General features: G+C 72.0%; 23 protein-coding genes and 2 pseudogenes. 7 read left to right on the top strand and 18 right to left on the bottom strand.

The features are described 5' to 3' along the window. Positions 1 to 12: 12 nt before the first annotated feature. Together meaB and ACIQFU_RS31270 are read left to right on the top strand one after the other, a co-directional pair. Positions 13 to 1,026, top strand: coding sequence for a methylmalonyl Co-A mutase-associated GTPase MeaB (meaB, locus tag ACIQFU_RS31275; protein WP_402555995.1), 1,014 nt, complete (start codon positions 13 to 15; stop codon positions 1,024 to 1,026). A 109-nt stretch (positions 1,027 to 1,135) separates the two neighbouring features. Further along, a complete protein-coding gene (locus ACIQFU_RS31270) occupies positions 1,136 to 1,531 on the top strand; it encodes a molybdopterin-binding protein (protein WP_402555993.1) in 396 nt (131 codons plus the stop codon). Positions 1,532 to 1,853: 322 nt separating this feature from the next. Here the strand turns inward: ACIQFU_RS31270 and ACIQFU_RS31265 are convergent, their stop codons facing one another. Next, the gene (locus ACIQFU_RS31265) at positions 1,854 to 3,071 is read right to left on the bottom strand and encodes a methyltransferase domain-containing protein (protein ID WP_402555991.1); all 1,218 of its coding nucleotides are present in this window, start codon (positions 3,069 to 3,071) and stop codon (positions 1,854 to 1,856) included. Continuing rightward, entirely contained in the window at positions 3,062 to 3,544 is a 483-nt protein-coding gene (locus ACIQFU_RS31260) for a molybdopterin-dependent oxidoreductase (RefSeq protein WP_402555989.1), read from the bottom strand. The genes ACIQFU_RS31265 and ACIQFU_RS31260 overlap by 10 nt, the downstream gene beginning before the upstream one ends. 138 nt (positions 3,545 to 3,682) lie before the next feature. On the opposite strand from ACIQFU_RS31260, the gene ACIQFU_RS31255 reads away from it, so the two are divergent. Genes ACIQFU_RS31255 through ACIQFU_RS31240 form a run of 4 tightly spaced genes read left to right on the top strand, consistent with a single transcriptional unit; the run spans position 3,683 to position 6,873 of the window. Continuing rightward, complete coding sequence (locus ACIQFU_RS31255; RefSeq protein ID WP_402555987.1) at positions 3,683 to 4,069, top strand: molybdopterin-binding protein; 387 nt, start codon at positions 3,683 to 3,685, stop codon at positions 4,067 to 4,069. A 37-nt stretch (positions 4,070 to 4,106) separates the two neighbouring features. Further along, positions 4,107 to 4,934, top strand: coding sequence for a molybdate ABC transporter substrate-binding protein (gene modA, locus ACIQFU_RS31250; protein WP_402555985.1), 828 nt, complete (start codon positions 4,107 to 4,109; stop codon positions 4,932 to 4,934). Further along, complete coding sequence (gene modB / locus ACIQFU_RS31245) at positions 4,931 to 5,779, top strand: molybdate ABC transporter permease subunit (protein WP_402555983.1); 849 nt, start codon at positions 4,931 to 4,933, stop codon at positions 5,777 to 5,779. The genes modA and modB overlap by 4 nt, the downstream gene beginning before the upstream one ends. Beyond that, the gene (locus ACIQFU_RS31240; RefSeq protein ID WP_402555981.1) at positions 5,776 to 6,873 is read left to right on the top strand and encodes an ABC transporter ATP-binding protein; all 1,098 of its coding nucleotides are present in this window, start codon (positions 5,776 to 5,778) and stop codon (positions 6,871 to 6,873) included. Before modB ends, ACIQFU_RS31240 begins: the two co-directional genes overlap by 4 nt. A 44-nt stretch (positions 6,874 to 6,917) precedes the next feature. Here ACIQFU_RS31240 and ACIQFU_RS31235 read toward each other — a convergent pair whose 3' ends face one another. The 16 genes and pseudogenes from ACIQFU_RS31235 to ACIQFU_RS31160 form a co-directional block, all read right to left on the bottom strand. Continuing rightward, positions 6,918 to 7,994 carry a peptidase C39 family protein gene (locus ACIQFU_RS31235; protein WP_402555979.1) on the bottom strand — a complete coding sequence of 359 codons (1,077 nt, stop codon included), beginning with the start codon at positions 7,992 to 7,994 and terminating at the stop codon, positions 6,918 to 6,920. A gap of 44 nt (positions 7,995 to 8,038) precedes the next feature. Next, positions 8,039 to 10,141, bottom strand: coding sequence for an iron ABC transporter permease (locus ACIQFU_RS31230; protein WP_402556124.1), 2,103 nt, complete (start codon positions 10,139 to 10,141; stop codon positions 8,039 to 8,041). A 33-nt stretch (positions 10,142 to 10,174) separates the two neighbouring features. After that, on the bottom strand, positions 10,175 to 11,233 hold the full coding sequence (locus ACIQFU_RS31225) for an ABC transporter substrate-binding protein (protein WP_402555977.1): 1,059 nt from the start codon (positions 11,231 to 11,233) through the stop codon (positions 10,175 to 10,177). A gap of 75 nt (positions 11,234 to 11,308) precedes the next feature. Continuing rightward, positions 11,309 to 12,172, bottom strand: coding sequence for an ABC transporter ATP-binding protein (locus ACIQFU_RS31220; protein ID WP_402555975.1), 864 nt, complete (start codon positions 12,170 to 12,172; stop codon positions 11,309 to 11,311). A gap of 178 nt (positions 12,173 to 12,350) precedes the next feature. Continuing rightward, positions 12,351 to 13,202, bottom strand: a complete 852-nt coding sequence (locus ACIQFU_RS31215; protein ID WP_402555973.1) for a helix-turn-helix domain-containing protein — start codon at positions 13,200 to 13,202, stop codon at positions 12,351 to 12,353. A 457-nt stretch (positions 13,203 to 13,659) separates the two neighbouring features. Next, positions 13,660 to 14,418: a GntR family transcriptional regulator gene (locus ACIQFU_RS31210; RefSeq protein ID WP_402555971.1), complete on the bottom strand. Its 759-nt coding sequence runs from the start codon at positions 14,416 to 14,418 to the stop codon at positions 13,660 to 13,662. A 107-nt stretch (positions 14,419 to 14,525) separates the two neighbouring features. After that, positions 14,526 to 15,239 (bottom strand): deoxyribose-phosphate aldolase, encoded by a 714-nt coding sequence (deoC, locus tag ACIQFU_RS31205; protein WP_402555969.1) that lies wholly within the window; start codon positions 15,237 to 15,239, stop codon positions 14,526 to 14,528. A gap of 118 nt (positions 15,240 to 15,357) precedes the next feature. Continuing rightward, positions 15,358 to 15,813, bottom strand: a complete 456-nt coding sequence (gene rbsD, locus ACIQFU_RS31200; protein WP_402555967.1) for a D-ribose pyranase — start codon at positions 15,811 to 15,813, stop codon at positions 15,358 to 15,360. A 64-nt stretch (positions 15,814 to 15,877) separates the two neighbouring features. Further along, positions 15,878 to 17,428 (bottom strand): sugar ABC transporter ATP-binding protein, encoded by a 1,551-nt coding sequence (locus ACIQFU_RS31195; RefSeq protein ID WP_402555965.1) that lies wholly within the window; start codon positions 17,426 to 17,428, stop codon positions 15,878 to 15,880. Continuing rightward, on the bottom strand, positions 17,428 to 18,459 hold the full coding sequence (locus ACIQFU_RS31190) for a sugar ABC transporter substrate-binding protein (RefSeq protein WP_402555963.1): 1,032 nt from the start codon (positions 18,457 to 18,459) through the stop codon (positions 17,428 to 17,430). The genes ACIQFU_RS31195 and ACIQFU_RS31190 overlap by 1 nt, the downstream gene beginning before the upstream one ends. A 97-nt stretch (positions 18,460 to 18,556) precedes the next feature. Beyond that, positions 18,557 to 19,594: an ABC transporter permease gene (locus ACIQFU_RS31185; protein WP_402555961.1), complete on the bottom strand. Its 1,038-nt coding sequence runs from the start codon at positions 19,592 to 19,594 to the stop codon at positions 18,557 to 18,559. Next, a complete protein-coding gene (locus tag ACIQFU_RS31180) occupies positions 19,591 to 20,508 on the bottom strand; it encodes a ribokinase (RefSeq protein ID WP_402555959.1) in 918 nt (305 codons plus the stop codon). Before ACIQFU_RS31180 ends, ACIQFU_RS31185 begins: the two co-directional genes overlap by 4 nt. A 588-nt stretch (positions 20,509 to 21,096) precedes the next feature. After that, a pseudogene (locus ACIQFU_RS31175) lies at positions 21,097 to 21,294 on the bottom strand (DNA-binding transcriptional regulator); the annotation flags it as partial. Positions 21,295 to 21,343: 49 nt separating this feature from the next. Further along, entirely contained in the window at positions 21,344 to 21,979 is a 636-nt protein-coding gene (locus ACIQFU_RS31170; RefSeq protein WP_402556123.1) for a response regulator, read from the bottom strand. Then, on the bottom strand, positions 21,979 to 23,199 hold the full coding sequence (locus ACIQFU_RS31165) for a sensor histidine kinase (protein ID WP_402555957.1): 1,221 nt from the start codon (positions 23,197 to 23,199) through the stop codon (positions 21,979 to 21,981). Before ACIQFU_RS31165 ends, ACIQFU_RS31170 begins: the two co-directional genes overlap by 1 nt. 68 nt (positions 23,200 to 23,267) lie before the next feature. Beyond that, positions 23,268 to 23,930, bottom strand: coding sequence for a DedA family protein (locus ACIQFU_RS31160; RefSeq protein ID WP_402555955.1), 663 nt, complete (start codon positions 23,928 to 23,930; stop codon positions 23,268 to 23,270). A gap of 1,036 nt (positions 23,931 to 24,966) precedes the next feature. Here ACIQFU_RS31160 and ACIQFU_RS31155 point away from each other — a divergent pair. Then, positions 24,967 to 25,701 (top strand): annotated as a pseudogene (locus ACIQFU_RS31155) (dienelactone hydrolase family protein); the annotation flags it as partial. Between the last annotated feature and the right edge of the window lie 86 nt (positions 25,702 to 25,787).

Raw genomic sequence — 25,787 nt, 5'->3', positions numbered from 1 at the left:
GACGGTGACGTGATGGCCCTCGAACTCGGCGCGTACGTCAAGGGCGTCCTCGACGGCAGGCGCGCGGTCGTCGCCCGCGCGATCACCCTCGTGGAGTCCACGCGCCCCCAGCACCGCAAGCTCGCCCAGCAGTTGCTGACCGAGCTGCTGCCGCACAGCGGGACGGCCCGGCGCATCGGGATCAGCGGGGTGCCCGGCGTGGGCAAGTCGACGTTCATCGACGCCTTCGGCACCATGCTGACCGGGCTCGGCCACCGGGTCGCCGTGCTCGCCGTCGATCCGTCCTCCAGCCGCACCGGCGGCTCGATCCTCGGCGACAAGACACGCATGGAACGCCTGGCCGTCGACCCGGCGGCGTTCGTCCGCCCCTCCCCCACCGCGGGCACGCTCGGCGGGGTCACGAAGGCGACCCGCGAGTCGATGGTGGTGATGGAGGCCGCGGGCTACGACGTCGTCCTGGTGGAAACCGTCGGCGTCGGCCAGTCCGAGACGGCCGTCGCCGACATGGTCGACTCCTTCCTGCTGCTGACCCTCGCTCGCACGGGAGACCAGTTGCAGGGCATCAAGAAGGGTGTGCTGGAACTGGCCGACGTCATCGCCGTCAACAAGGCCGACGGCCCGCACGAACGCGACGCCCGTACCGCCGCCCGTGAACTGGCCGGCGCACTGCGGCTCATGCACGGCAAGGACGCCTTCTGGACGCCTCCGGTGCTCAGTTGCAGCGCACTCGGGCGGACCGGACTCGACACCGTCTGGGAACGCCTGGAGCAGCACCGCACGCTGCTGGACTCCACGGATCGTCTGGCCGCCAAGCGGCGTGTCCAGCAAGTCGACTGGGTCTGGACCATGGTCCGCGACGAACTGCTGGGCCGCCTGCACGCCGACCCGGCCGTTCGGTCCCTCGCACCGCAGCTCGAACGGGAGGTCATGGAGGGCGGGTTGACGGCCACTCTGGCCGCGGAGCGCATCATGGACGCCTTCACGAAGGCCACGGCCGTTCCCTCACGGCCCGGCTCCCCCCGGTGACCGGTCCACGGGCGCCGAGGACGTCGGTGGCCGGGGCCGCGGCAGCGGCAGTCCCGGCACACGGCGACGGGTGCAGGCCCTGGTCGGCGCTGGGCCTATCTTGGCGCTCATGAAGGCATACACGATCGGTCAGGCAGCACGACTCCTCGGCGTGAGTCCGGACACCGCGCGCCGTTGGGCGGACGGCGGACGGGTGGCCACCCAACGGGACGAGGCCGGGAAGAGGCTGATCGACGGGAAGGACCTGGCCGCATTCTCGGTGGAACTCGCCAAGAGCGGGGGCGGTGAGGAGGACGCTTCCTACACGTCGGTCCGCAACGCCTTCCCCGGCATCGTCACCGCCATCAAGCTCGGTGACGTCGCAGCCCAGGTGGAGATTCAGGCAGGGCCCCACCGGCTGGTGTCACTGCTCACCCGGGAGGCCGTGGAGGAGCTCGGGCTGGAGGTCGGGATGGAGGCCACCGCCCGGGTCAAGTCGACGAACGTGCACATCGACCGCGCCTGAGCGGGCGCCGGTGCCGTCCGGGGGCCCGTTGCCGACGATCAGGTACTCGTCGCGGGTCGGCCGGGCCGCATGTCGGATTCTCCAGGGTTCCGGTGTGCCGACGGGCGCATGAAGGGCTGCCGGGCGGCAGGGGCGTGCCGCCCGGCATCTCACATTCACCAAGTGAGTGCGAGTGATTGCATCGTAAGTGCAAGGCAATGCGGACGGAATGCCTCTTATTTGTTTCACCGAAAAGCGGGGGGAGCGATCGTTGTTCTCGCACTGCGGGCCAGTCGTCCCGCGGCACCCCCGTTTCCGCCCCTCCCACCCGGCTCGAACCCGTTCATCCGCCGGCGCGTACCGCCCGTGCCAGGAAGTGCCGCGGGGCGTCCTCGTAGTGACGCAGCCGCCAGCCGGCCCCTTCCAGTGCGGGCCGCAGGTTCTCCTCGGCCAGCGGGTCCCCGGGGTCCAGGGGGCGGCCGTGGCGGGCCGCGCGTTCCGCTCGGCCGGAGGGGTGGTAGAGGAGGAGGACGCCGTCGGGGCCGGTCACCCTCGCCCACTCCCGCAGGGCCGTCGCCGGATCGGCGACGTGGTTGATCAGGCCGGCGCTGAAGACGCCGTCCAGGGATCGGCCGGCCAGCGGCAGCCGGCAGGCGTCGGCCAGGAGCAGGTGGGCGCGGTCGGCGGGGTGGTGGCGTTCGGCCGCGGTGAGCATGGCCGGAGTGAGGTCGACGCCGAGCACGGTGCCGTGGGTGCCGACACCGGCACGCAGGGCGGGCAGGGCCCGGCCGCTGCCGCAGCCCACGTCCAGCACACGCTGCCCCGGGAGCAGCCCCATCCGGGCCACGGCCGCCGCGTAGCGGGGGCCGTCTGCGGCGAAGCGCTGCTCCCAGGTGTCGGCGCGGGGCGTGAAGAAGGCGCGGGTCGCCGTCGTCGGAGCCCGGTCGGCCACGAGAGCGGCGAAGCGGACGAAGACGTTCTTGTCGGCCTCCGGCTGAAACCACAGGCCCCAGGCCGAGCCGCCGATCCGGAACGCCTGCACCGGGTAACGGTCGCAGGACGCCAACAGGGTCGCCCCGGCCGGGAGTTGCAGCGGGCCGACGTACCCGTACGGGACCGGGAGCCCCGCGGGCACGGTACCGAGCAGGGGGTCGGCGGCGGCCGGTACCCGTACGCCGCCCCGGCCGCCCGGCGCCCGGCCCTCTCGGTGAGCCGTTCCGCCCGCGGCCACCGCCAGCAACTGCGCACCCAGGCACACGCCGAGCACCGGCACCTCCGCCGCCAGCGCGGCCCGCAGCAGGGCCAGCTCGGCGTCACGGCCGGGGAAGTCCTCGCGGGCCGCCGCCGATCCGCCCGTCACGACCACGGCGGCGACGCCGTCCAGGGTGTCCGGCACGACGTCGCCCGCCCGGACACGGCAGTTCCGCGGGCGCAGGCCGACGGTTTCCAGCGCCGTACCGATCGCGTCCGGGACGTCGCGCGAGTCGTGCTCCAGCACCAGGACGTCCCCCACCGGGCCCCGCCCCGCCCTGTCCTTCCGCTCCGCCGCCGTCACGCCCACGCGCTGTAGCCACCGTCCACACGGATCGCGTCGATGCCGCTGATGTGGCGGGCCCCGCAGCGGTCCTGGGGCAGCACGAGCTGGGCGCCGGCCCGGGCAAGGGTGGTGCCGTCGAGGGTGACGGCGAGCAGGACGGGGGCTCGCCCGAAGTCCGGGTCGATCTCCGCCCAGGACAGCAGTGCGTGGTGGCCGTCGGCGCCGTGCACGGCGATCAGGAAGCGCAACCGGTCCTTGCGGCGGGCGGGGTCGAAGGCCGGGGCGGTGTCGACGAGGACGTCGTGCAGCAGCGGTCCGGTGAAGTGGTGGTGCTGGACGCCGCTGGTGGCGCACTCGAAGGCGACCTCCGCGGCGTGCTGGGGCCGGGCGAGCAGGTCGGCCACCGTCAGCCGGGCCGGCCGGCCCAGGTCACCGGTGATGACGATCTCCGCCAGCGGGCCGGCTGCCGTACCGGCGGCTGCGAGGAACTGACTCACGGGCTATCACCTCCCGCAGGACCGTACCCGACAAGCCGGACCGTACAAACGCACATGCCATGCCAATGAATCCATGATCCGGCTCATGCGAAGTGACAGGAGACTTCCGCCTTGCATTTGCGGCAGTATGCTCTGCGTATGCACACCTACCGGATCGGGGACGCGGCCGCCTTGCTCGGCGTCAGCTCCGACACCGTGAGGCGTCTGGTCGACGGGGGGAGACTCACCGCCGAACGGGACGGGACGGGCCGCCGGATCATCCCCGGGCCGGCCCTGGCGGCCTACGCCCGGGACCAGTACCGGGCCGGACGGGAGTCCACCGGCTCCTCCGCCCGCAACCGGCTGGCCGGCATCGTCACCGAAGTGATCCTCGGAGACGTGTCGGCCCAGGTGGAGGTCCAGGCCGGGCCCTTCCGGGTGGTGGCGCTGGTCAGCCGGGAATCGGCCGAGGAACTCGGGCTGGAGCCCGGCGTACCGGCGGTTGCCGTGATCAAGTCGACCAACGTGGTCGTCGAAAGACCGTAGACGTGTCCGTAAAGGACCTTGAGGGAGTGGACCCGTGATGACCCGTTCCGCGCGCCGGACCCGCCGAATGCTGCAGCTGACCGGCGCAGGTGCCGCAGCGATGCTGGCCCTGAGCGCCTGCTCCTCCTCCGACGGGGACTCCGGCGGCGGGTCCGGTGCCTCCTCGTCGGCCGGCGGTACGGACAAGCTGTCCGGGACCGTGAACGTCTTCGCCGCGGCCTCGCTGACCGAGAGCTTCACGAAGCTGGGCAAGGACTTCGAGAAGCAGCACCCCGGCACCAAGGTCGTGTTCAACTTCGGCGGCAGCGACTCGCTCGCCGCGGGTATCACCAGCGGTGCGCCGGCCGACGTGTTCGCCTCCGCCAGCCCCAAGACGATGAAGGTGGTCACGGACTCCGATGCGGCCGCCGGTACGCCGGCCACCTTCGTCCGCAACCAGCTGGAGATCGCGACCCTGCCCGGCAACCCGGACAAGGTCGCCTCCCTGAAGGACCTCACCGGACCGGACCTGAAGGTCGTGCTGTGCGACAAGACGGTGCCGTGCGGCGCCGCCGCGCAGAAGGCGCTGACCGCCGCCGGCCTGAAGCTCACCCCGGTCTCCTACGAGGAGGACGTGAAGTCGGCCCTCAACAAGGTCGTCCTCAAGGAGGCCGACGCCGCCGTCGTCTACAAGACGGATGTGAAGGCGGCCGGTGACAAGGTGGAGGGCGTGGAGTTCCCCGAGTCGGCGAAGGCCGTCAACGACTACCCGATCACCCTGCTCAAGGACGCCCCCAACGCCGAGGTCGGCAAGGCGTTCATCGAGCTGGTGCAGTCCGCCGAGGGCCAGAAGGTCCTGACCGAGGCCGGGTTCACCGCCCCGTGACCTCGACGCACAAGACCGGCGCCGCGGCCGGCCCCCGTCCGGGAGGGCCGCGGCGCCGCCGGCTCCGGAGCGGTGCTCCCCTGCCGCTGCTGGTGCCCGCGCTGATCGGCCTGGCGTTCCTGGTGCTCCCTCTCCTGGCGCTGCTGATCCGGGCGCCGTGGTCGGGCATGCCGGAGCTGCTGACCAGTACCGAGGTGTGGCAGGCGCTGCGGCTCTCGCTGATCTGCGCCACGGCGGCGACCGTGGTGAGCATGGTGATCGGCGTGCCACTGGCCTGGCTGCTGGCGCGGGTGGAGTTCCCGGGGCGCGGTCTCGTCCGGGCCCTGGTGACGCTGCCGCTGGTGCTGCCGCCGGTGGTCGGCGGTGTCGCCCTGCTCATGGCCCTTGGCCGCAACGGTGTCGTCGGGCAGTGGCTGGATGCGTGGTTCGGGATCACGCTGCCGTTCACCACCACCGGTGTGATCCTCGCGGAGGCGTTCGTGGCGATGCCGTTCCTCGTCATCAGCGTCGAGGGCACCCTGCGCGCCGCCGATCCCCGCTACGAGGAGGCGGCCACCACCCTCGGCGCCTCCCGCTTCACCGCCTTCCGCCGGGTCACGCTGCCGCTCATCGCGCCCGGTATCGCCGCCGGCGCCGTCCTGGCCTGGGCCCGCGCGCTCGGCGAGTTCGGGGCGACGATCACCTTCGCCGGCAACTTCCCCGGCCGCACCCAGACCATGCCGCTCGCCGTCTACCTCGCCCTGCAGAGCGATCCGCAGGCTGCCATCGCCCTCAGCCTGGTGCTGCTGGCGGTGTCCGTCGCCGTCCTCGCCGGACTGCGCGACCGCTGGATGACCACCTCATGACCGACACCGACGACAGCGAGAAGACCACGGGACGCGGGGCCGCCGCCCCGGCCCCCGAAGGGCTCGACGCCCGCCTCGTCGTGGAACGCGGCACCTTCCGCCTCGACGTGGCCCTGACCGCCGCACCCGGCGACGTCGTCGCCCTGCTCGGCCCCAACGGCGCCGGCAAGACCACCGCCCTGCGTGCCCTCGCCGGCCTCGTGCCCCTCTCGGACGGGCATCTCCGGCTCGACGGGCACGAGTTGACCCTCACGCCGCCCGAGTCCCGGCCGGTCGGGGTGGTCTTCCAGGACTACCTCCTCTTCCCCCACCTGACGGCGCTGGACAACGTCGCCTTCGGACCGCGCTGCCGGGGCGCGGCCAAGGCGCAGGCCCGGGCGCAGGCCGCCGCCTGGCTGGACCGCCTCGGCCTGGCCGAGCACGCCGGTGCCAGACCGCGCCGGCTCTCCGGCGGCCAGGCCCAGCGCGTCGCCCTCGCCCGCGCCCTGGCCACCCACCCCCGGCTGCTGCTCCTGGACGAACCCCTCGCCGCCCTCGACGCCCGCACCCGCCTCGACGTCCGCGCCCAACTCCGCCGCCATCTGGCCGACTTCGAAGCCGTCGCCGTACTCGTCACCCACGACCCGCTGGACGCCATGGTCCTCGCCGACCACCTCGTCGTCGTCGAGGACGGCCACGTCGTCCAGGAGGGCACCCCCTCCCACATCGCCCGCCGCCCGCGCACCGACTACATCGCCCATCTGGTCGGCCTCAACCTCTACCGGGGACAGGCCGCGGGCCACACCGTACGGCTCGACGACGGACCCGCGATCACGACCACCGAGGAACTGACCGGGCCGGTCTTCGTCGCCTTCCCGCCCAGCGCGGTCACCCTGCACCGGGACCGTCCCACCGGCTCCAGCGCCCGCAACGTCTGGCACTGCGAGGTCGCCGGACTCGAGACGCACGGCGACCAGATCCGCGCCGACCTCACCGGCGGACTCCCCCTCGCCGCCGACCTGACCACACTCGCCGCCGCCGAGCTGGACCTGCACCCCGGCGCCGCCGTCTGGGCCACCGTCAAGGCCGCCCAGACCCACGCCTACCACGACTGAGCGGCAGGTCCTCGGGCCCGGGACGCGTACCGGCGGCCGTGAGGTCAGTCGGCCTCGCCCGCGATGGTCACTGCGCCGCGGAAGCCGTCCGGCGCGTGGGTGGACATCGTGTCGAGCGCGGTGTCCGGGACGGGCAGCAGGTGGGCGTCGAGCCAGGTGTCCCCCGTCGCCGTGTCAGCCCACGGGTCGTCGATCACGAGGGCGCCCGGCACGGCGCCGTGGCAGAGCACCCAGTGCGGTACGTCGAAGCCCAGCATCGCGTCGAGCGAGATGAGGAGCAGTACGTGCTCCCGGCGTTCGACGGCGGCGCGGATCGCGGCCATGGGGAGGTGGTCCGGGTCGACCGGGACGCCGATCCGCTCCGCCTCGGTGCGCGAGGTCCGCTGGAGGATCGCGCGCCACTCCTGCTCGGGTCCGGGCAGGTGGCCGAGCAGGACGGGCCGGTCGGTGTCCAGGTGGACCGTGACGGGGGACGACGGCCGGGCCCGGCGTACGGCGACGCCCAGTCCGACGGGTTCGCAGGCGGGGAAGTTGGTCGCGTCGCGCCAGAGCGACAGCTCCGCGCGGCGGTCGAGTGCCTCCCGGGGCATCTTGCCCGCGTGTGCCTGGGCGACGAGGGCGGTGACGGCACCGCAGGTGAAGTGGGTGGTCTGGCCGTAGTACGGAGGCGGGGCCGGGGCCGGTGTCCCGTCGTCCAGCCAGAGCACGTATCCCGTGGCGGGTCCCGCCGTCTCCTCCCCCTGCGCGAGCCCCCGACCGACCGGCGGGCGCAGTGCGGTGAAGCCCGCCGCGGCGGCGTCCTGGGGACTCGCAGTCCAGCCTTCCCACTTGACCTGCGCCAGGCCCTGGCGGCGGGCGTGGCCGGCCACCGCGGCGACGACCGCCCGTATGTCACCGACGGCGTCGACGATCTTCAGGTAGGCCGTCCGCGGACGTGCCGTCACGAGCGCGGCGGCGGTCCACTCCCCGCCGTCGTCCCCCGTGACGGCCACGATGTGCGGGTGGTGCGCCGAGCGGTCGACCGTGTGCCAGCGCTCCGGCACCTCGAACCGGCCGACCGCCGTACCGGCCTCGAACGGTACGACGACGCTCTTGACCGGTGTCTCCTGCTGGGCCGGCATCCGGTGCTCCTGGGGGGTGTGAGGGAACGAACGGCGGGTGGGTGTCAGGCGCGGGACCGCCGGAGCAGCCAGACGAAGTACGGCGCGCCGACCAGCGCGATCATCAGTCCCGCCGGTACCTGGGAGGGCGCGACGACCGTACGGCCGAGGGCGTCGGCCACACAGACCAGTACGCCGCCGAGCAGCATCGCGACCGGGAGCGAGCGGCCGTGCCGGGCGCCCACGAGCGACCGGGCGAGGTGCGGGGCGACGAGGCCCACGAACCCGACGACGCCGACGGCGACCACGCTGAGCGCCGCGAGTACCGCCGCGATCGCCAGCGCGAACAAGCGCGTGCGCTCCACCCTGACGCCGACGATGCGCGGGGTGTCCTCGTCGACCGCGAGCAGGTCGAGACGGTCGCGCATGGCCAGCAGTACGGGCAGCGCGAGCGCCACGGCGACCGCGACCGGCAGGACGTCGGGGAACGTACGGCCGTACGTGGTGCCCGAGAGGAAGGTGAAGATTCGGGGCGTGTTGTACGGGTCGGCGCGCAGGAGGAGGAAGGTGGTGACGGCGCTGAGTCCGTAGCCGCAGCCGATGCCGACGAGGACGAACCGGTCGGGCAGGAAGCCGCCGCGCCAGGACAGCAGGGCGATCACCCCGAACGTGGCGAGCCCCGCCGCGACCGCCACCACGACGAGTACCGTCCGTCCCCCGGACAGGCCAGACGTGACGACTCCCGCCGCTCCCAGCCCGGCGCCGGCGGTGATGCCGAGGATGCCGGGTTCGGCGAGTGGGTTGCGTACCGCGCCCTGCAGCACACAGCCGGCCAGTCCGAGTGCCGCGCCGGCGAGGACGGCGGCGCTCACGCGCGGCACCCGGTCGTCGAGCGCCATGCCGACGAGGTCCGGGGCGGACCCCTGAAGCCAGAGCACGACGTCCCCGGTCCGCAGCCGCAGGCTCCCCGCCAGCACCCCCACGACGGCCGCGGCCGCCAGCAGGACCACCGCGCCGAGCACGACGAGGAGATACGCGCGGTGCGACCGTGCGAGGACCCGCGCGTGCGCCGCGCGCGCGACCTGGCCGGTGTCCCGCAGCCGCAGCGCGAGGACGACGATGACGACCGCGCCGAGCAGCGCGGTCGGCACTCCGGTCGGGATGGCGGCGGCGCCGTCCGCGCCCTGCACGGCGCGCAGGACGGCGTCGGCGAGGAGGATGAGCAGCGCGCCGACCAGTCCGGCCGCCGGGACCGCGTACAGGTGCCTGCGCAGTGCCCGGACCCGGTTCGCGATCAGGCGGACCAGGACGGGGGCGCCGAGGCCGACGAAGGAGATGGGGCCCGCGAGCGTCACCGCCGTACTGGTGAGCAGGACCGCGCACAGGACGGCGGTGACGCGGGTGGTGCGGATCGGCACACCGAGGGTGGACGCGGTGTCGTCACCGAGGTTCATGACGTCAAGCCGCCGGGACAGGGCCAGGGCGAGACACAGCACCACGGCCACCAGCGGCCACGCGCGTACCGACGCGTCGATGTTCAGCTGTGCGAGCGAACCGCTGCCCCAGGCGAAGAGGCCGGTCGTGTTCTGGTCGAACAGGATGAGGAGCGTGCCGGTCGCCGCGTCCAGCGCCATCGCCGTCGCCGATCCGGCGAGGATCAGCCGGGTGCCGGCGGTGCCCGCGGCGCGGCCCGCGAGGAGCAGGACCAGCGCCGCCGCGAGCAGACCGCCGGCGAAGGCGACGGCGCCCGACGCCCACAGCGGGACGGTCAGGCCGAACGCCGCGACGAGGGTGAGGGTGAAGTAGGCGCCGGCCGTGACCGCGAGGGTGTCGGGTGAGGCGAGGGCGTTGTGCGTGACGGACTGGAGCAGCGTTCCGGCGGTGCCGAGGGCGAAGCCGACCGCCTGGCCCGCCAGGAGCCGCGGCAGGCGCGAGCCGGTGATGATCTCGCCGACCGGCGGGCCGCCGGTGCCGTCCCGGTGCCCGACGAGGTACCGCAGCAGGTCGCCGACGCAGACACCCGACGTTCCCTGCGTGAGGTGCCACATGCCGGCCAGGACGGTCGCGGCGGCGAGCGCCGCGAGGACGGCGAGTCCGGTGGGGCCGCCGTCGTGCTCGGTGCGCGGCAGCGGTTCTGCGCCGGGTGCCGGAATCCCGGACACGCTCACTTCTTGCGTTGTGCTCACTTCTCGCGGTGTCACTTACTTCTTGTCGAGGACGTCGACGTAGGCGTCGATGGCCTGCTCGCAGGAGCGCGGGCCGCCGGCGCCCCACACCCGTGCCGGGAAGGAGTGCGCGCGGCCGTCCTTGACGGCCGGGAGGGTCTTCCAGATCGGGTTCTTCTTCAGCGCCCCGACATAACCGCCGGCGCCCTCGTCGTTGGCGTAGAAGAGGTTGGCGTCGCCGACCGCGGTGAGACCCTCGACGTCGGTCTGGGCGAGACCGTAGGAGGGGTCGACGCCTCCGTCACCGTGGTCCTTGTTGATCGCGTCGGTCCAGGCGGGTGCCATGCCCAGTTCCTTGCCGATCTCCGTGAACAGGGCGCCGTCGCTGTAGGGGCGGACGGTGAGGTTGCCGCCCTGGAGCCAGCCGTCGAAGAACAGGAACTCCTTCGTCGGCAGGTCGGCATCGGTGACCTGCTGCTTCGCCTCCGCGAGGTGCTCGTCGAACTCCTTGAGCACCTGGTCGGCCCGCTCGGTGCGGCCCGTGGCCTCGCCGATCATGCGGAACACCTTGCGCATGTTCCCGATCGGGTCCTTCGGGTCCGCGCCCTTGGTGACCATGACCGGGACGTTCCGCTTCTCCAGCTTCTTGACCGTCTCGTCGTCGGCGTCGAACGCCTCCACGACGATCAGGTCGGGCTCGGCCGCGTAGAGGGTGTCGAGGTCGGGCTCCTCACGGGTGCCGATGTCCTTCACCCCGCCGGGCAGCTTCTCCGCGCTGACCCAGGTGCTGTACCCCTTCGCGTCGGAGACCGCGGTGGGGGTGACGCACAGGGTCAGCGCGTCCTCCACCTGCTGCCATTCCAGGACCGCGATGCGCTCGGCGGGCTTGTCGAGCTTCACGGTGCGGCCCACGCCGTCCTTGAAGGAAACCGGGCCCGTGGCGGTGGTCGTCGTGTCGTCGGCGCAGTCCTTCGACGCGGGCGAGGGGGCGGCGGCATCGGCCTTGTCGCCGACGTCGGTCGTGCCGCAGGCCGTCGCGGCCAGGAGTACGAGCCCCGTGGAGGCTGCCGCCGCCAGGTGTCGGGCACGGTTCATGGAGGGTTCCTCTTTTTCTTGTGATGCGTGATGCGTGATGAGCGAGGGACGTTCCGCGTCAGGCGGGATTTCCGGTCAGGCGGGGTGCCGTCCGACGGGGTCGATGCGGAGGCGGCCCGTGCGGGGGTCGACGGCGACCTCGACCCGGATGTCGTAGACCTCGCCGATGTTCTCGGCGGTGAGGACGTCGACGGGGGTGCCCGCCGCGTGCACGCGGCCCGAGCGCATGAGGACCAGCGTGTCCGCGACGCGGGACGCCTGGTCGAGGTCGTGGAGCACGATGCCGACCGCGATGCCGTGGTCCTCAACGAGGTCGCGCACCAGGTCGAGCGTCTCGATCTGGTAGCGCAGGTCCAGGTGGTTGGTGGGTTCGTCGAGCAGGACGACGCCGGTGTCCTGGGCCAGGCAGGCGGCGAGCCAGACGCGCTGCATCTCACCGCCGGAGAGTTCGCCGACCGGCCGTCCGGACATGTCCCGTACGCCCGTGACGCCCATGGCACGGCCGACGGCGGCCCGGTCCTCGGCGGTCGGTCCCGCGAAGCCGCGCCGGTAGGGGTGGCGTCCGAACGCCACGACCTCCGCGACCGTCAGCCCCTGCGGCGCCGGCCTCGACTGGGAGAAGAGCGTGACCTCGCGGGCGAACCGGCGGGCGCTGAGGAGCGCCGCGTCCCGCTCGGGCGCATCCCCGTGCGCTCCGAACGTCACCCGGCCGCCGTCCACCGGATGCAGCCGGGAGAGCGCCCGCAGCAGCGTGGACTTCCCGCTGCCGTTCGGCCCCACCAGGGCGGTTGCCCGGCCGGGCTCCAGGCCGATGGAGACGCCGTGGACGACCGCCTTGCCGCCGTGACTCAGCACCAGTCCGCGCCCGTTGAGGGCGGCCACCGGCGCGGCGGGGTCGGCAGCCGGGCGGCCGGTGTGCCGGGAGGGGCGTGTGAGCATCGACGATTCCGGGTGATCGCAGGGGCGAGGCGTACGGCACCCCCCGTCCGGCCGTCACCGGCCGGACCGCGCGCTGCCCCGCGGACTCCTCTGCGTACGGGCAGCACGGTCCACGTCGAGCAACAACTAAGGGTTACCTAACTGCGAGAAAGCTATATTCCGCTCGCCAGGTCGACAATCAGGAGTTATGGACGCCCGATACGGGATTCCGGACATTCCCGGGGGTGGTGCCCATGACCCGCCGGAACGCGGCGATGAAGGAGCTGGGCTGCGCGTAGCCGAGTGTCTCGGAGACGGTCATCACATCGAAGCCCTCGGAGAGGAGCGCCAACGCGCGGTGTACCCGCAGCAGTTGCCGCCACTGCGCGAAGGAGAGACCGGTGGTCTGCCGGAACGCGCGGGTGATCGTGCGGTCGCTGATGCCCAGCGTCCGTGCCCACTCCTCCAGTGACCGGTGGTCGGCGGGGTCGGCCAGCAGGGCCTCGGCGATGGCGTCGATCCGGCCGTCGCCGGGCGGCAGCCGCAGGGTGAACTGCCGCTCCGACGGCTGGAGCACGTCGAACACGACCGACTCCGCCCGCGCCCTGGCCGCGTCGTCGAGATCCGTACGGGCGAGGTGGGTCAGCAGTGACTCCAGGAGCGGCGTCATCGTGATCGTCCTCGGCTCCCCGAACGCGAACGGCGTCCGGTCGGGGGCGAAGAAGGCGTCGTGGAACTTCGCCCCCGCCGTGGTCCGCCCTCCGTGCACCACTCCGGCGGGCATCCACAGCCCGTACCCCTCGGACACGGTGAAGACGCGGTCCTCCACGCGAGAGGTGACCGTGCCCCCGCGGACCCAGACGAGTTCGTGGGAGGGGTGGGAGTGCGGCGCCCACTCGGTGGGGACGCGCGGTACATGGGAGCCGGCCGTTATGGCGCCGCTCACCGCCGCCCGCTCCGGAAGCGCGAGGGCCCGTCGTACGACGGTACCGGCCTCGCGCCGCCACATCCCGGGGTTCCCCTCGGCGGCGGCACGGGACGTTCGGACCATACGGGCGAGTCTATCCGGGGTGGTGGGGGACGCTCCGGGGCCCTCGTGCAGTCAGACCGGTCGGCGCGACCGGGCCGGGCGACATGGGCTGGTCAGCCATTACCGCTGCGCACCATCGCGAGCACGGAGTACGGCCGACGCGATCTCCCGCACACGGCCGAGAACACCTAGTCACTGCCGATAATCGCTGTCCCGATCAGGCCCTTGCCGAAACAGTGCCGACCACGACCACGCGCCGACCCGCGCTCGGCAAACAGTCGTCGGCGCCGGCGAAGCCCGGATCCCCCTCGGCCGGAGCATCGGCCACGCAGTTCGCCGGCAGCTCGGGGTCGTGGGCCCGCGGCACCCGCACGTGAACCCCAAATCACCGGTCACGGGCCCGGAGCCCCGTCCACCCCGTTGTCCCGGGGAGGGCGGGGCCTGGTGTGCCCGGCCGGCCTGGCGGCCTCTGCCGTGCTCAGCGGCGCAGCAGGAGGGACGTCACGCGGAGGCGGCCGCTGTGGATCCAGACGTCGGAGTACTCGACGGGCCGGTCGTCGGCGAGGTAGGTGACCTGCTGGAGGTACTGGACCGGGGCGCCCTCAGCGAGGTCGAGAGAGGCTGCGACGTCAGCACCGGCCGCCTCGGCGCCCAAGGTACGGCGGGCCGTGGCGATCTTCAGCCCGTACGTGCCCTCCAGGACGCCGAAGAGACTGGCCGAGGTGAAGTCGACCTCCGCGATACCGGGCGCGAGGTCGGTACGCACGAAGTTGAACAGCAGGGCGACCGGCCCCTGATCTGTGCGCCGCACCCGCACCAAACGCAGGACACGGGTGCCCGGGGCCACGTCCAGCAGCGCCGCGACCGGCTTGGGCGGCGCGATCAGCGCACACTCGCGCACCGTGGTCGTGGTCACCACGCCCTGGTCGGCGAAGTCCTCGGACAGCGTGCTCAGCTTCTGCGCGATGGCGGGCTCGATCGTCGTCGAGGTCACGAAGGTGCCCCGGCCCCGGACCTGGCGCAGCAGGCCCTCCTCGATCAGGGTGGTCAGCGCCCTGCGCAGCGTGCCGCGGCTGACCCCGAACTGCTGGGCCAGCTCCGGCTCGCTCTTGAGACGGTAGTGCGGCGGCCACTCGCCGCCGGCGATCCGCAACCGGATGTGCTCCGAGATCTGGACGTGGATCGCCGTGGGGACGTCCCGCTTGATGCCCGGGACTCCGCCTTTGTCGGCCGTCACAGTGGTCGCATCTCCTTCTCCGCTCTCACCGGGGGACGGGTGTCGCTCCGGCGTGGAAGCCGTACCCCGGCCGCGGCGGGCGGCCGGGGTACGGCGGTGGTGTCCGGTCAGTAGCTGACGGTGGACGCGTCACCGGTGTCGGTGATGATCGCCAGGCCGGCGCTGGTCCCGAGCAGGGAGGCGCCCGCCCGCAGGAGCTCCAGGCCCTGGCGGTAGCTCTTGATCGAGCCGGACGCCTTCACCCGGACGCCTTCCCGCGCCCGGTCAACAAGGTAACGAACGCTGGTGGGATTCGCAGTCTCGATCTGCCCGCTGCTGGCGTTCTTCAGGAAGGACGCGCCCGCTTCCATGGCGAGTTCGACCGCGGCCTCCTTCTCGGCGTCGGTCAGCAGCGGCAGCTCCAGCATGACCTTGACGGGCAGGCCCGAGGCGCGCACGACGCCCGCGATGTCCTCGCGGAAGTCGTCGTAGCGGCCGCTCTTGAGCCAGCCGACCTGCACGCCCATGTCGAGCTGGCTGGCGCCGAGGCGGGCGATCTCGGCGGCCTCGGCGGCCTTCCCGGCGCTGGTCATGACGCCGACGGTCGGGAAGTCCAGGGCGGAGGCCACCTCGACGCCGGTGCCCTTGACCTCGGCGACGACGACCGGCAGCCAGGAGGCGGGGACCATCGCCGCGTTGAAGCCGTGGGTGACGGCCTCCCGGGCGTGGGCGATCATCTCGTCGCGCGTCGCATCCGGGTCGATCTTGGTGTGCTGGATGAACGGCGCCAACTCGGCCGGGGTGAGGTCGAGTTCGGCGGGATTGACGGTGGTTTCGGACACGGGGTGATCTCCCTTGGGTGGGTGGCGGCAGGTTCCCGGCGGATCGGCCGCCGGGGCTTCTTCGTGGGCTGCCGCCGCGAGTTGACGGTGCCTGCGCCCGCGTGCGGGGCGGCGCGGCTCAGACCTTGGACGCGTACTGCTCCGGGACGACGACGCCCTCGCCGCCGAACCAGCGGGGCGCGTCGACGCCGCAATAGAGGCCGATGTTCCCCCAGGGCTCGAAGGCTCCGGTGCGCACCACGGCCTTGGCCTCGCGGGCGAGGTCGCCGAGGACCTCGGCGTGCGGGCGGGTGGTGAACTCGGCGCCGGCGAACCGCTCGTGCAGCCAGGAGTCGAGACGGGGGTTGTGGCTCGGGACGTCGTCGGCGCGGACCACGCCCTCGACGACCAGTTCGTCGGCGATCAGGCCGAGGACGGTGCGCAGGTCGGGCAGGTTCTCGGCGAGGGCCAGGTCGACACGGTGCGCGTCGCGCGGCACGGGGAAGCCCGCGTCGACCACGAGGAGGAGGTCGGTGTGGCCGAGGGTGGCGAGGACTCCGCTCAGTTCGGCGTTGAGGATGCCGGAGCGCTTCATGGTGGTTCCTTTCGGGTGGGGCCTTGAGGAGGGTTCGGGGCGGCGGTCGGACGGGGCCGCGGGGTCAGGCGACGGCCGGCGCCGCTCCGGTGGCGAGGGTCATCACGGATTCCTCGGTGGCGTCGGCGGAGTCGACGACGGCCACCAGGCGGCCTTCGCTCATCACCGCGATGCGGTCGGTCAGGGTGAGCAGTTCGGGCAGGTCGGAGGAGGAGCAGAGGATCGCCAGGCCCTTGTCGGCGAGCGCGGTGAGCCGGTCGTAGATCTCGGCCTTGGCGCCGATGTCGACGCCGCGGGTGGGCTCGTCGAGGATGAGCACGCCCGGGTCGATGGCGAGCCAGCGGCCGAGGACGGCCTTCTGCTGGTTGCCGCCGGAGAGGCTGGTGATGGGCTGGGTCATGGTGGCGGTCTTCACCCGCAGCCGGCGGGCCTGTTCACCGGCGGCCGTGTCGAAGGCACGGCGGCGGATCAGGCCGAGCCGGCTGAACGCCTTCGTGGTGAGGGCGCCGACGTTCTCGCCGACGCTCATCGTGGTCAGCAGCCCCTGGGCGCGGCGCTCGCCGGGGACGAACGCCAGTCGGCGTTCGACGCTGGCGATCGGGTTGCGCCGTTCGTAGATCTTTCCGAGCAGTTCCACGGTGCCGCCGGTGCCGGGGTCGGCTCCGAAGAGGTTGTGGAGCAGTTCGACCCGTCCGGAGTCGGGGAGTCCGGCGACGCCGAGGATCTCTCCGGGGCGCAGCTCGAAGGAGACGTCCCGGTGCCGCTTGCCGCTCAACTCCGTGACCCTGAGGGCCGGTTCGGCGGTGGGTTCGGCCGCGCCGGCGCGGCGGGTGAACTGGCCCAGTTCGCGGCCGACCATGGCGGCGACGGCCTGGTCGGGGGTGGTGTCCTCGCTGCGCCAGGAGGCGACGTGGCCGCCGTCGCGCAGGACCTGGATGTGGTCGGCCAGGCGGAAGACCTCCGGCATGCGGTGGGAGACGTAGAGCATGGTCGTGCCGTTGGCCTTGAGCTTGTCCATGAGGGCGAACAGGCGGTCGGCCTCGGCGGGGGTGAGCATCGCCGTGGGTTCGTCAAGGATCAGGACGCGGCAGCCCCGGGCGATGGAGCGGGCCACCACGATGAGCTGCTGGGTGGCCAGGTCCAGGGTGCGCACGGAGGCGTTCGGGTCCAGGTGGAGGTCGAGTTCGGCGAGGAGTTCGGTGGTGCGCTCCAGCATGCGACGCCGGGAGGGGAACCAGCGGTTGCCCGGTTCGACGCCGCTGAGCACGTTCTCGGCGACGGTACGGTCGGGCAGCAGCGACAGCTCCTGGGGGACGATCGCCACGCCGTGCCGGCTGAGCATGGAGGCCGGTTCGAAGGAGGTGACCTTCTCGCCGAACACGGTGACACTGCCCTCGCTGGGCGGCTGGAGGCCGGCCAGGATCTTGAGCAGGGTGGACTTTCCGGCGCCGTTCTCGCCGAGGAGGGCGGTGATGTCGCCGGCGGGGACGTCGAAGGAGACGTCGCGCAGGGCGCGGACCGGCCCGAAGTTGCGGGTGAGGCCGCGGACCTGGACGGCCGGCCCGCCGGTACGGTCCGGGCTCCCGGGGGAGGCGGCGTGGGGTGCGGGGGTCATCAGTCCTCCACGGTCGCGTCGGCGAGGTTGTCCTGGGTGATGAACTGGGCGCCGGTGTCCACGCCCTTGATCTCGGTGCCGTCGGCGAGGAAGTCGTGCAGCACCTTGACGGCCTGGTAGCCCTGTTCGGCCGGGTTCTGGCTGATGCTGAAGTTCAGGACGCCGCGCTCGATGTACTCGGCGGTCTGGGTCAGCAGGTCGAAGCCGCCCATGGTGATGCCGTCGGCCTTGCCGGACTGGGCCACCCACTTGGCGGCGGCCGTGGTGGAGCAGCAGTCCAGGCCGGCCACGGCGACCACATTGGACTGACCGGACATGGTGGACTCGACGGTGTTGTAGGCGCTGTTGGGCTCGTTGCCGACGTTGACCGGGCCGACGATCTTCAGTCCGCTGCCGTCCAGGCCCTCCTTGAAGCCGTTGAAGCGGTCGTGCGACCAGCCGGCTCCGGTGTCGACGGAGAACACCACCACGGACTTGCCGTTGACGTCCCCCTTGAGGTCCTTGCGGAGCTGTTCGGCCTGCGCCTTGCCGGAGCCCTTGAGGTCCTGGCCGACGAAGCCCATCTGATCGGAGTCGGGGTTGTCGGTGTTGAAGGAGATGACCGGGATGCCCGCCTTGTACGCCTGGCTGATGACGGGCTTGAGAGCGTCGCTGGAGGCGGAGGAGACGGCGAGCCCGTCCACGGCCTTCTGCTGGATGAGCGTCTGTATCTCGGAGACCTGCTTGGCGGCGTCGCCGCCGGTGGGACCGATGAGGGAGACCTCGGCGCCCAGCTCCTTGCCGGCCTTCTTCATCCCGGCGCCGATCGGCGTGGCGAAGGCGAGGGACGGGTCGTGGTAGCTGAGCTTGATGCGCATCGGCTTGTCGTCGTCGATCCGCTGCTGGATGTACGAGGCCAGCTTGAAGGAGCCGTCGCCGGAGCCGCCGGAGCCGCCGTCGGCGGGGGTGACGGCGCCGCAGGCGGTGAGGGAGAGCGCCGCGGCGACCGCGGTGGCGGCGGTGAGGCTTCTGAGGAGGGTGCGCGGGGACATGAGGGCTCCTTCGTCGAGTCCGTGGGTCGGGAGGCGTTCGGGGATGAAGGGCCGGTGGGGCGGCTTTTTTTGGGGGTACGGCGGTCGGCGCGCTGGCTCAGGCGCGTGTCTTGCGCTTGCGCTGCCAGGTGTCCGCGGCGACGGCGGCGACGATGACGAGGCCGGTGACGACGGTCTGCCAGAAGGACGAGATGCCCTTGATGTTGAGGATGTTCTGCAGGAGGCCGATGAAGGCGACGCCGATGACGGTGCCCCACATCGTTCCGGAGCCGCCGAAGAGGGCGGCGCCGCCGATGATGACGGCCGAGATGACGGTGAGTTCGAGGCCCTGTCCGGTCACACCCTGGACGTAGGAGAGGAAGGACAGGCCGAGGACGCCGGCGAGGCCCGCGGTGAAGCCGGAGAGGACGAAGGCGGTCAGCTTGACCCGCTTGACGTTGACGCCGACGAGCCGGGCGGCCTCCTGGTTGCCGCCGACCGCGTAGGTGTTGAAGCCGAAGCGGGAGCGGGCCAGCAGGACGACGCCGATGGCGGCGACGACGGCGAAGAAGACGAACTGCATGGGCACGAGGCCGAACAGCCGCCCCTGGCCGAGCAGGTTGAAGTCGGCGACGCCCGGCTGGGAGGAGCTCAGCGAGATCGGGGCGCCGTCGGAGATGAGCAGGGCGATGCCGCGGAAGACGCTGAGCGTGCCGAGGGTGACGATGAAGGAAGGGACGCCGAGGACCACCACGGCCAGTCCGTTGAAGAGCCCGGCGAGGACGCCGACCGCGAGGCCGACGAACATGGCGGCGGGCCAGCTCCAGCCGTCCGATATGAGCATGCCGGTGGAGATCGCGGAGAGGGCGTAGGTGGAGCCGACCGAGAGGTCGATCTCCCCGTTGAGGATGACGAAGGTCGCCCCCACGGCCATGATGCCGATCTGCGCGATCTGCTGGCCCACCGACAGGAGGTTGTCGGACTGGGCGAAGGTCGGCGAGAGCACCGTGCCCAGCAGGAAGAGCAGGACGAGCGCGGCGAAGACGCCGGCCTCCCGCGCGTGCAGCAGCCTGCGCAGCGCGAGCGGGAACTGCCGGGTGCTCGCGTCGGACGACGGGGCCGCGGTGGCGGGCGGCTTGGTGGCGGTCGAGGTCACGAGACACTTCCAATCAGGGCGTTCAGCTGGGCTCTGGTGGGCAGGGCGGGGATGACGCCCGCGATCGACACGGTGTGCGCGCCGGCCACGGCGGCGAACTCCACGGCCCGGTCGACGGGTCGGCCTTCGGCCAGGGCGACGGCGAAGGCGGCGGTGAAGGAGTCCCCGGCGCCCGTGGTGTCCACGACCGTCCGGGCCGGGTGCGGGGGCACCGTGGTGACGCCGGTGTCCTGGGCGACCAGCGCGCCCTCACCGCCTCGGGTGATGACGACGGTGCCGCCGGTGCGCTCGTGCAGCGCGCGGGCCAGGTCCTCGTCGCCGAGCCCGTGTCCCTCGTCGAGGCCGAGGAGGACGGGGGCCTCCGTCTGATTGGGCGTGAGCACGTCGATGAGCGGCCAGCACTCGTCGGGCAGCGGCCGGGCGGGGGCCGGGTTCAGCAGGGTGCGGGTGCCGCTCTCGCGTCCGGCGCGGAGGGCGGCGACGACGGCTTCCTCGGGGATCTCCATGGAGACGACGAGGATGTCGGCGGAGGCGATCTCGGCGCGGAAGGCGTCGACGGCGGCGGCGTCCAGCTCGTCCAGGGCGCCGGGGGCGATGGCGATGCGGTTCTCCCCGGACGGCTCGACCAGGATGAAACCGACCATGGTGGGCGCCCCGGCGGTGACCACGTGTTCGGCGCCCACCCCTTCGCGCCGCCACAGCTCACGCGCGGAGCGGCCGAACTCGTCGTCGCCGACGGCCGTGAGGAGCGTGACCTCGGCGCCCAGCCGGGCAGCGCCGACGGCCTGGTTGCTGCCCTTCCCGCCGGCACCCGAGTCGAAGAGGCCGCCCGAGACGGTCTCACCGGCTGCGGGCGCCTTGGGGACCCGCATGGTGAGGCCGGCTCCATAACTTCCGACAACCGCGATCTTCATCGGCACACCACTTTGTGTATGGACAACCATGGACAAGCCAGATCGTAGGTACAGGGATGTCCATAGTCAATGGCCGGGCACCCAGCGAATGTCGAACGCGAGGCACCCGGCCCCCGGGCCCCCTCCCCGCCCCCTCGGACACACGAAAGGCCGGGGCCGACGGACGGACGCCCCGGCCTCTCACTGCGGCGGGTGGAACAGCGACCGGCCCCTTTCCGATGGCAGACATCTGCGTGGGCGTCAGACCGTCACCAGAACCTGCGACGACCGGCAAGAAGTGCGCTACGGAGGCGCCGCTCCCGTCCGGTCCGTCGCGCTACCTCCAAGAAATGCCCTGGTCAGATCTCGTTTCTCCGTTCATCCTCCTTCGTGCAGGCGCCCAGAGCGTCATAGGAGCGTCAAGGTCGAGAATCCGTCCTGCGCAGCGCTGAGCGGACTCGCCTGCCGAACGCCTTGGGGTGGCCGCGCGCCCCCTGCCGCCCTCGGCGCCTGCCGTACTGAGCGAGCTGTGCCGCAGCAGCCGCGCCGACCGCGGAGCCCCCGCGAAAACGCCGATCGCCCGGGCCCACTGCTTGGCCTCGGGAAAGGTTCGCTGACGAGCACCAGGCCGATCGGGTCCACGGCGCGCCATTTCGGGGGCCGGCCCACTGCCTCGTAGTCGATGAGCAGCCGCTGGACCGCTCCGGCGGCGGTGTCCCGGAGCCCCTCGGGCAGCGCGTCGACCACTTTCAGCACGGCTGGGGCGAGCGCCGATCCCGGACCGAACAGCTGCGCGCCTCGCCGTGACCTGCCTGGCGAAGGACGTGCCGGGCACCAGCGCCCGGGATGTCGTGCGTCAGGACTCCAGGTACCGGAGTACGGCCAGGATCCGGCGGTTGTAGCCGGTGGTGTGACCGAGTTCGAGCTTGTCGAAGATCATGTTGAGGTTCTTCTCCACCGCGCTCATGGAGATGTGCAGCTTGTCCGCGATGGCCGCGTTGGTGTGCCCCTGCGCCAGGGCCTCCAGGACGCTGCGCTCGCGGGGGGTCAGCCGCGCCAGCGGGTCGCTGTGCGTCGTACGGATCACCAACTGCCGTACGACCTCCGGGTCGAGCGCGGCGCCGCCCGCCTGGATCCGTTCCAGCGCGTCGAGGAACTCCTCCACCTGGGCGACCCGGTCCTTCAGCAGGTACCCGACCCGCTCCGCGTTCGCCGTCAGCAGCTGCACCGCGTAGTTGCGCTCCATGTGCTGGGACAGGACCAGGACCCCTACGCCGGGCCACCGCTTGCGGATCTCCAGCGCCGCCCGCAGTCCCTCGTCCGTATGAGTGGGGGGCATCCGGATGTCCACGACGACCATGTCCGGCTGCTGGGCCTCGACCTCTCGCAGCAGGGCGACGGCGTCACCCACCGCGGCAGGGACCTCGTGGCCTTCCTCGGTGAGCAGCCGGACCAGCCCCTCTCTCAGCAGGGTCGAGTCCTCGGCCAGCATTACGCGCACGGCAGCTCCGCGGTGATCGTGGTGGGCCCCCCGAGGGGGCTGTGAACGTGCAGTCGACCGTCCAGGGCGCCGACCCGGCTGTGCAGCCCGGTCAGCCCGCTGCCCTCCGGCTTCGCGCCGCCGACGCCGTTGTCCTCGACCCGGATGACGAGGACCGGCCCATACCTGCGGACGCTCACGTGGATCTCCGTGGCGGCGGAGTGCTTGGCGGCGTTGGTCACCGACTCCGACACGACGAAGTACGCGGCGGTCTCCACGGAGGCGGGCAGGGTCCCGTCGAGCGCGAACTCGGTCCGCAGCGGAATGCCGCACCGCTCCGACACCCCGGCCAGCGCCTCTTGGAGCCCCAGGTTGTCCAGCGCCGTCGGATACACCCGCCAGGCCACTTCCCGTAGTTCCGTCAGGACGTCCTGCGACTCCTTGTGGGCCTGCTCCACCAGACTCCGCGCCTGTTCGGGCGTACGGCCGCCCCGACGGGCCCGTCCGAGGAGCATGGCCAGCGCCACCAGACGCTGCTGCACCCCGTCGTGCAGGTCCCGCTCGATGCGTCGGCGCTCGGTGTCGACGGCCTGGAGCACCGCCGCCCGGCTGGTGGCCAGTTCGTCGATGCGCTGCTCCATCAGCTCGCGCTGCGAGGGGCCGAAGCACTCCCGGGCCAGCCGCGCGTCGAGGGCCTCCAGGGAGAACAGCCCCTGCACGTCCAGGAAGAGCAGCACCCCGCCGAGCAGGACCTGGGTGAGCAGCTCCCCCCAGCCCAGGGTGCCCCGGACGAGGGACGCGACGAGCAGGCCCGCAAGGAGGGCGCCGAACCCGAGCAGGCCGACCACGACGCCGGTGATCAGACCGGCGTACGTACGGGCGGCCAGGTAACGCAGGACGTGCTGGTCGGGCACGGGCCGAGCGGGGAAGCGGTCCCCGAAGAAGGTGGAACGACGGCGCCGCTCGAGGGTCGTCAGCCGCCGGGCCCCGGCGGTGAGGACGACGAACGCCCGTCGCCGGGTGCGAGGCCACAGCAGAGCCGGACCGAGCAGGGTGCCGGCGACGACGAAGTACAGCAGTCCCAACAGCGCGGTCAGGCAGCCGAGAAGGACACCGGTCGCCCGCAGGGGCAGCGCCGACGCCGGAATCGCCGTGGCCTCACCGCCCGGCAGCTCGGTTTCGGAGGCTGTCGGGAGGTGCTGGGTGGTCGTATCCGCCGGTTCCCCCTGCACGGTCGCCGAGCGTAGTCGCGCTGCGCAACCTGGGCAAGATCGTTCGGTCGGTGTGAGAACGGGGCCGGTCACGACGTACGGCGGTGCCGGGCGATGCCGCGGGAACGGAACCGGACCGCGACGTAGAAGGCCAGTGCGGCGACCACCAGTACCAGGACGCCCTTGCTGACCACACCGACGTAGTCACCGACGGTGTCCCACTGGTCGCCGAGCCAGTAACCGCACATGACCAGCACGGTGTTCCACATCAGGCTGCCCAGAGCGGTCAGTGTCAGGAAGGTCGGCAGCGGCATGCGCTCGAGGCCGGCCGGCACGGAGATCAGACTGCGGAAGATCGGCACCATGCGGCCGAGGAAGACGGCCTTGGTGCCGTGCTTGGCGAACCACGCCTCCGTCCGCTCCAGGTCGGAGGTCTTGACCAGGGGCAGCCTGGCCCAGATCGCGTACATCCGCTCACGGCCGACCAGCGCGCCGATCCAGTAGAGGACGGCGGCGCCCAGCACGGACCCGAGCGTTGTCCAGAACAGGGCGGAGAACAGACTGATGACACCCTGTCCGGCGGCGAAACCGGTCAACGGCAGGATGACCTCGCTCGGCAGCGGCGGGAAGAGGTTCTCCAGGGCGATGGCGAGGCCCGCACCGGGGCCGCCCATGGCGTCCACCAGGTCGGCAGCCCATCCCGCGATGCCGTCGGTGGGTTCCTGTGGCAGCGCCAGGATGATGTGGTCCATGTCGAGGTCTCCAAGTACGAAGCGCACGCCGCGAGCCGGTGCCGCGATCCATTGATCAAGCTAGAAGTCCCAGCTCAGTGCCGGTATGCGGATAGCCGTCGAACTTGTGCGTTTTCCCGCACCCCGACCCTGCGGTTTTCCGCAGAGTCGGGACGCGCCGGGACCGGGCTCTGGCAACAAGGTTCCGGCGGAGCGGCATGTGTCACGAACGCCGTACCCGCCCTGAGTGCCCATCGAGACCAGTTCGGCCTGATCCTCTCCGGCAGGGCGAGCTGGGCGGAGACGGCGGAGGAGACCCTGCGCTGGAACAGCCCGGTCAGCTCCGTGCAGCATGCCTTCGTCGAGGACCGCGCCGACGTGGGCCGGGTCGTGCACGTGGACGTAACGGCTGGTGGCGCCGGTGGCGATGGTGTTGAGCAGTACGGTGCCCGGCCGGCTTCCCCGTCGCCTACCGGTGCTCGGCGGGCGTGCTGCTGCTCGCCGCCCTGGTGGCGTCCCGCACCGTACGGCACGGGACGCCGCACCACGCCGGAAAGAGACACCGGCCTGGCGATCCCAGCCGTGTCCCGCCACCGTCCACCTCACACCCCCGAAGGATCCTCCACGAACCCCCTGACCGAGCACGACATCCGTACTTCGTTCGTCAACTGCTCGCCGTACATACGGGGCAGGAAAAAGGCGGCCCGGGTGGGCGCCATACGCATCAACCCGCTGAACGGACGCCCCACAGAACTGGACCAGCCCCACCAGCGCAGTGCCAGAAGCCAGCACCGCACACGGAACCTCGCTCCGCCCCGGACCAAGCCGACGGGTTCGCGGATTCTCGGGGTGGACTCGCGGGGAACCGGAGGGGGACGTGGCGCCCGCTGGCGGAGTAGCCGACGGGTTGGGGTGTGACCGAGGTACCCGCCAAAGGGGCAATGAGATGATCTTGAAGCCGAGGGCTCGGCCCCCGCATTTCAGAGGGACACGCGCGCTGCTGCCAGCGGCAGAACACCGGCCGGACCGGGCTTGATGATCACTACAGTCCAGTCGCATGACGACGATTACGACGCGTACGGTCGAGTACCCGGCCGACGGTTTGACGATGATCGGGCACCTCGCGCTCCCGGCCGGTGTCGACCGCCGGCCCGCGGTGCTGCTCGGACCAGAGGGCATGGGACTCAGCGACGTCGAGCGCCGCCGGGCCGATGCTCTCGCCGAGCTGGGATACGTAGCGCTGGCCTTCGACCTTCACGGCGGGCGCTATTTGGGCGACCCCGAAGAGATGCTGGCCCGTTGCATGCCACTGCTCGCCGATCCCGACCGGATGCGAGGCATCGGCCACGCGGCACTCGACGTGTTGCGCACCGAACCGCGGACCGACCCCGACCGGATCGCCGCCGTCGGCTACGGCACCGGGGGCGCCATCGCGCTGGAACTCGGGCGTGATGGCGTCAACCTGCGCGCGATCGGGACAGTCAACGCAACCACCACGGGCCGACCGGGCGAGGCAGCGCGCATCCGCTGCCCGGTGTGGGCCGGGGTCGGGTCGGAAGACCCGATCATGCCGCCCGCGCAACGGAACGCGTTCACCGCTGAGATGCAGGCCGCGGGCGTCGACTGGCGCCTCGCGGTCTACGGCGGCGCCTTGCACGCCTTCCACCACCCGCCGGTCGACCACCCCGCAGTCCCCGGCGTCGGCTACCACCCACGGCACGCGCAGCGAGCCTGGCGCGACGTCGTCGACCTGCTCGCCGAGTGCCTGCCCGTGAAGGAGGATCTAGGGTCTGTCTCTTGGATCAGTCTGACTCCGTCTTGGCGCTGGCGTCTGTGTGAGCGGGCCGATGGACCGCACCACACCCTTAGGCTCGTCCC

The organism is Streptomyces sp. NPDC093065, from assembly GCF_044754585.1.
In the GTDB taxonomy this organism is placed as follows: Bacteria; Actinomycetota; Actinomycetes; order Streptomycetales; family Streptomycetaceae; genus Streptomyces.
This window is presented reverse-complemented; position numbering and strand designations above follow the sequence as displayed.

Bases quoted from the DNA above. Each gene is read 5' to 3' on its own strand.
- meaB (WP_402555995.1), top strand. From the start codon at position 13: ATGGCCCTCGAACTCGGCGCGTACGTCAAGGGCGTCCTCGACGGCAGG.
- ACIQFU_RS31270 (WP_402555993.1), top strand. From the start codon at position 1,136: ATGAAGGCATACACGATCGGTCAGGCAGCACGACTCCTCGGCGTGAGT.
- ACIQFU_RS31255 (WP_402555987.1), top strand. From the start codon at position 3,683: ATGCACACCTACCGGATCGGGGACGCGGCCGCCTTGCTCGGCGTCAGC.
- modA (WP_402555985.1), top strand. From the start codon at position 4,107: ATGACCCGTTCCGCGCGCCGGACCCGCCGAATGCTGCAGCTGACCGGC.
- ACIQFU_RS31240 (WP_402555981.1), top strand. From the start codon at position 5,776: ATGACCGACACCGACGACAGCGAGAAGACCACGGGACGCGGGGCCGCC.
- ACIQFU_RS31235 (WP_402555979.1), bottom strand. From the start codon at position 7,994: ATGCCGGCCCAGCAGGAGACACCGGTCAAGAGCGTCGTCGTACCGTTC.
- ACIQFU_RS31225 (WP_402555977.1), bottom strand. From the start codon at position 11,233: ATGAACCGTGCCCGACACCTGGCGGCGGCAGCCTCCACGGGGCTCGTA.
- ACIQFU_RS31220 (WP_402555975.1), bottom strand. From the start codon at position 12,172: ATGCTCACACGCCCCTCCCGGCACACCGGCCGCCCGGCTGCCGACCCC.
- ACIQFU_RS31215 (WP_402555973.1), bottom strand. From the start codon at position 13,202: ATGGTCCGAACGTCCCGTGCCGCCGCCGAGGGGAACCCCGGGATGTGG.
- rbsD (WP_402555967.1), bottom strand. From the start codon at position 15,813: ATGAAGCGCTCCGGCATCCTCAACGCCGAACTGAGCGGAGTCCTCGCC.
- ACIQFU_RS31195 (WP_402555965.1), bottom strand. From the start codon at position 17,428: ATGACCCCCGCACCCCACGCCGCCTCCCCCGGGAGCCCGGACCGTACC.
- ACIQFU_RS31190 (WP_402555963.1), bottom strand. From the start codon at position 18,459: ATGTCCCCGCGCACCCTCCTCAGAAGCCTCACCGCCGCCACCGCGGTC.
- ACIQFU_RS31180 (WP_402555959.1), bottom strand. From the start codon at position 20,508: ATGAAGATCGCGGTTGTCGGAAGTTATGGAGCCGGCCTCACCATGCGG.
- ACIQFU_RS31170 (WP_402556123.1), bottom strand. From the start codon at position 21,979: ATGCTGGCCGAGGACTCGACCCTGCTGAGAGAGGGGCTGGTCCGGCTG.
- ACIQFU_RS31160 (WP_402555955.1), bottom strand. From the start codon at position 23,930: ATGGACCACATCATCCTGGCGCTGCCACAGGAACCCACCGACGGCATC.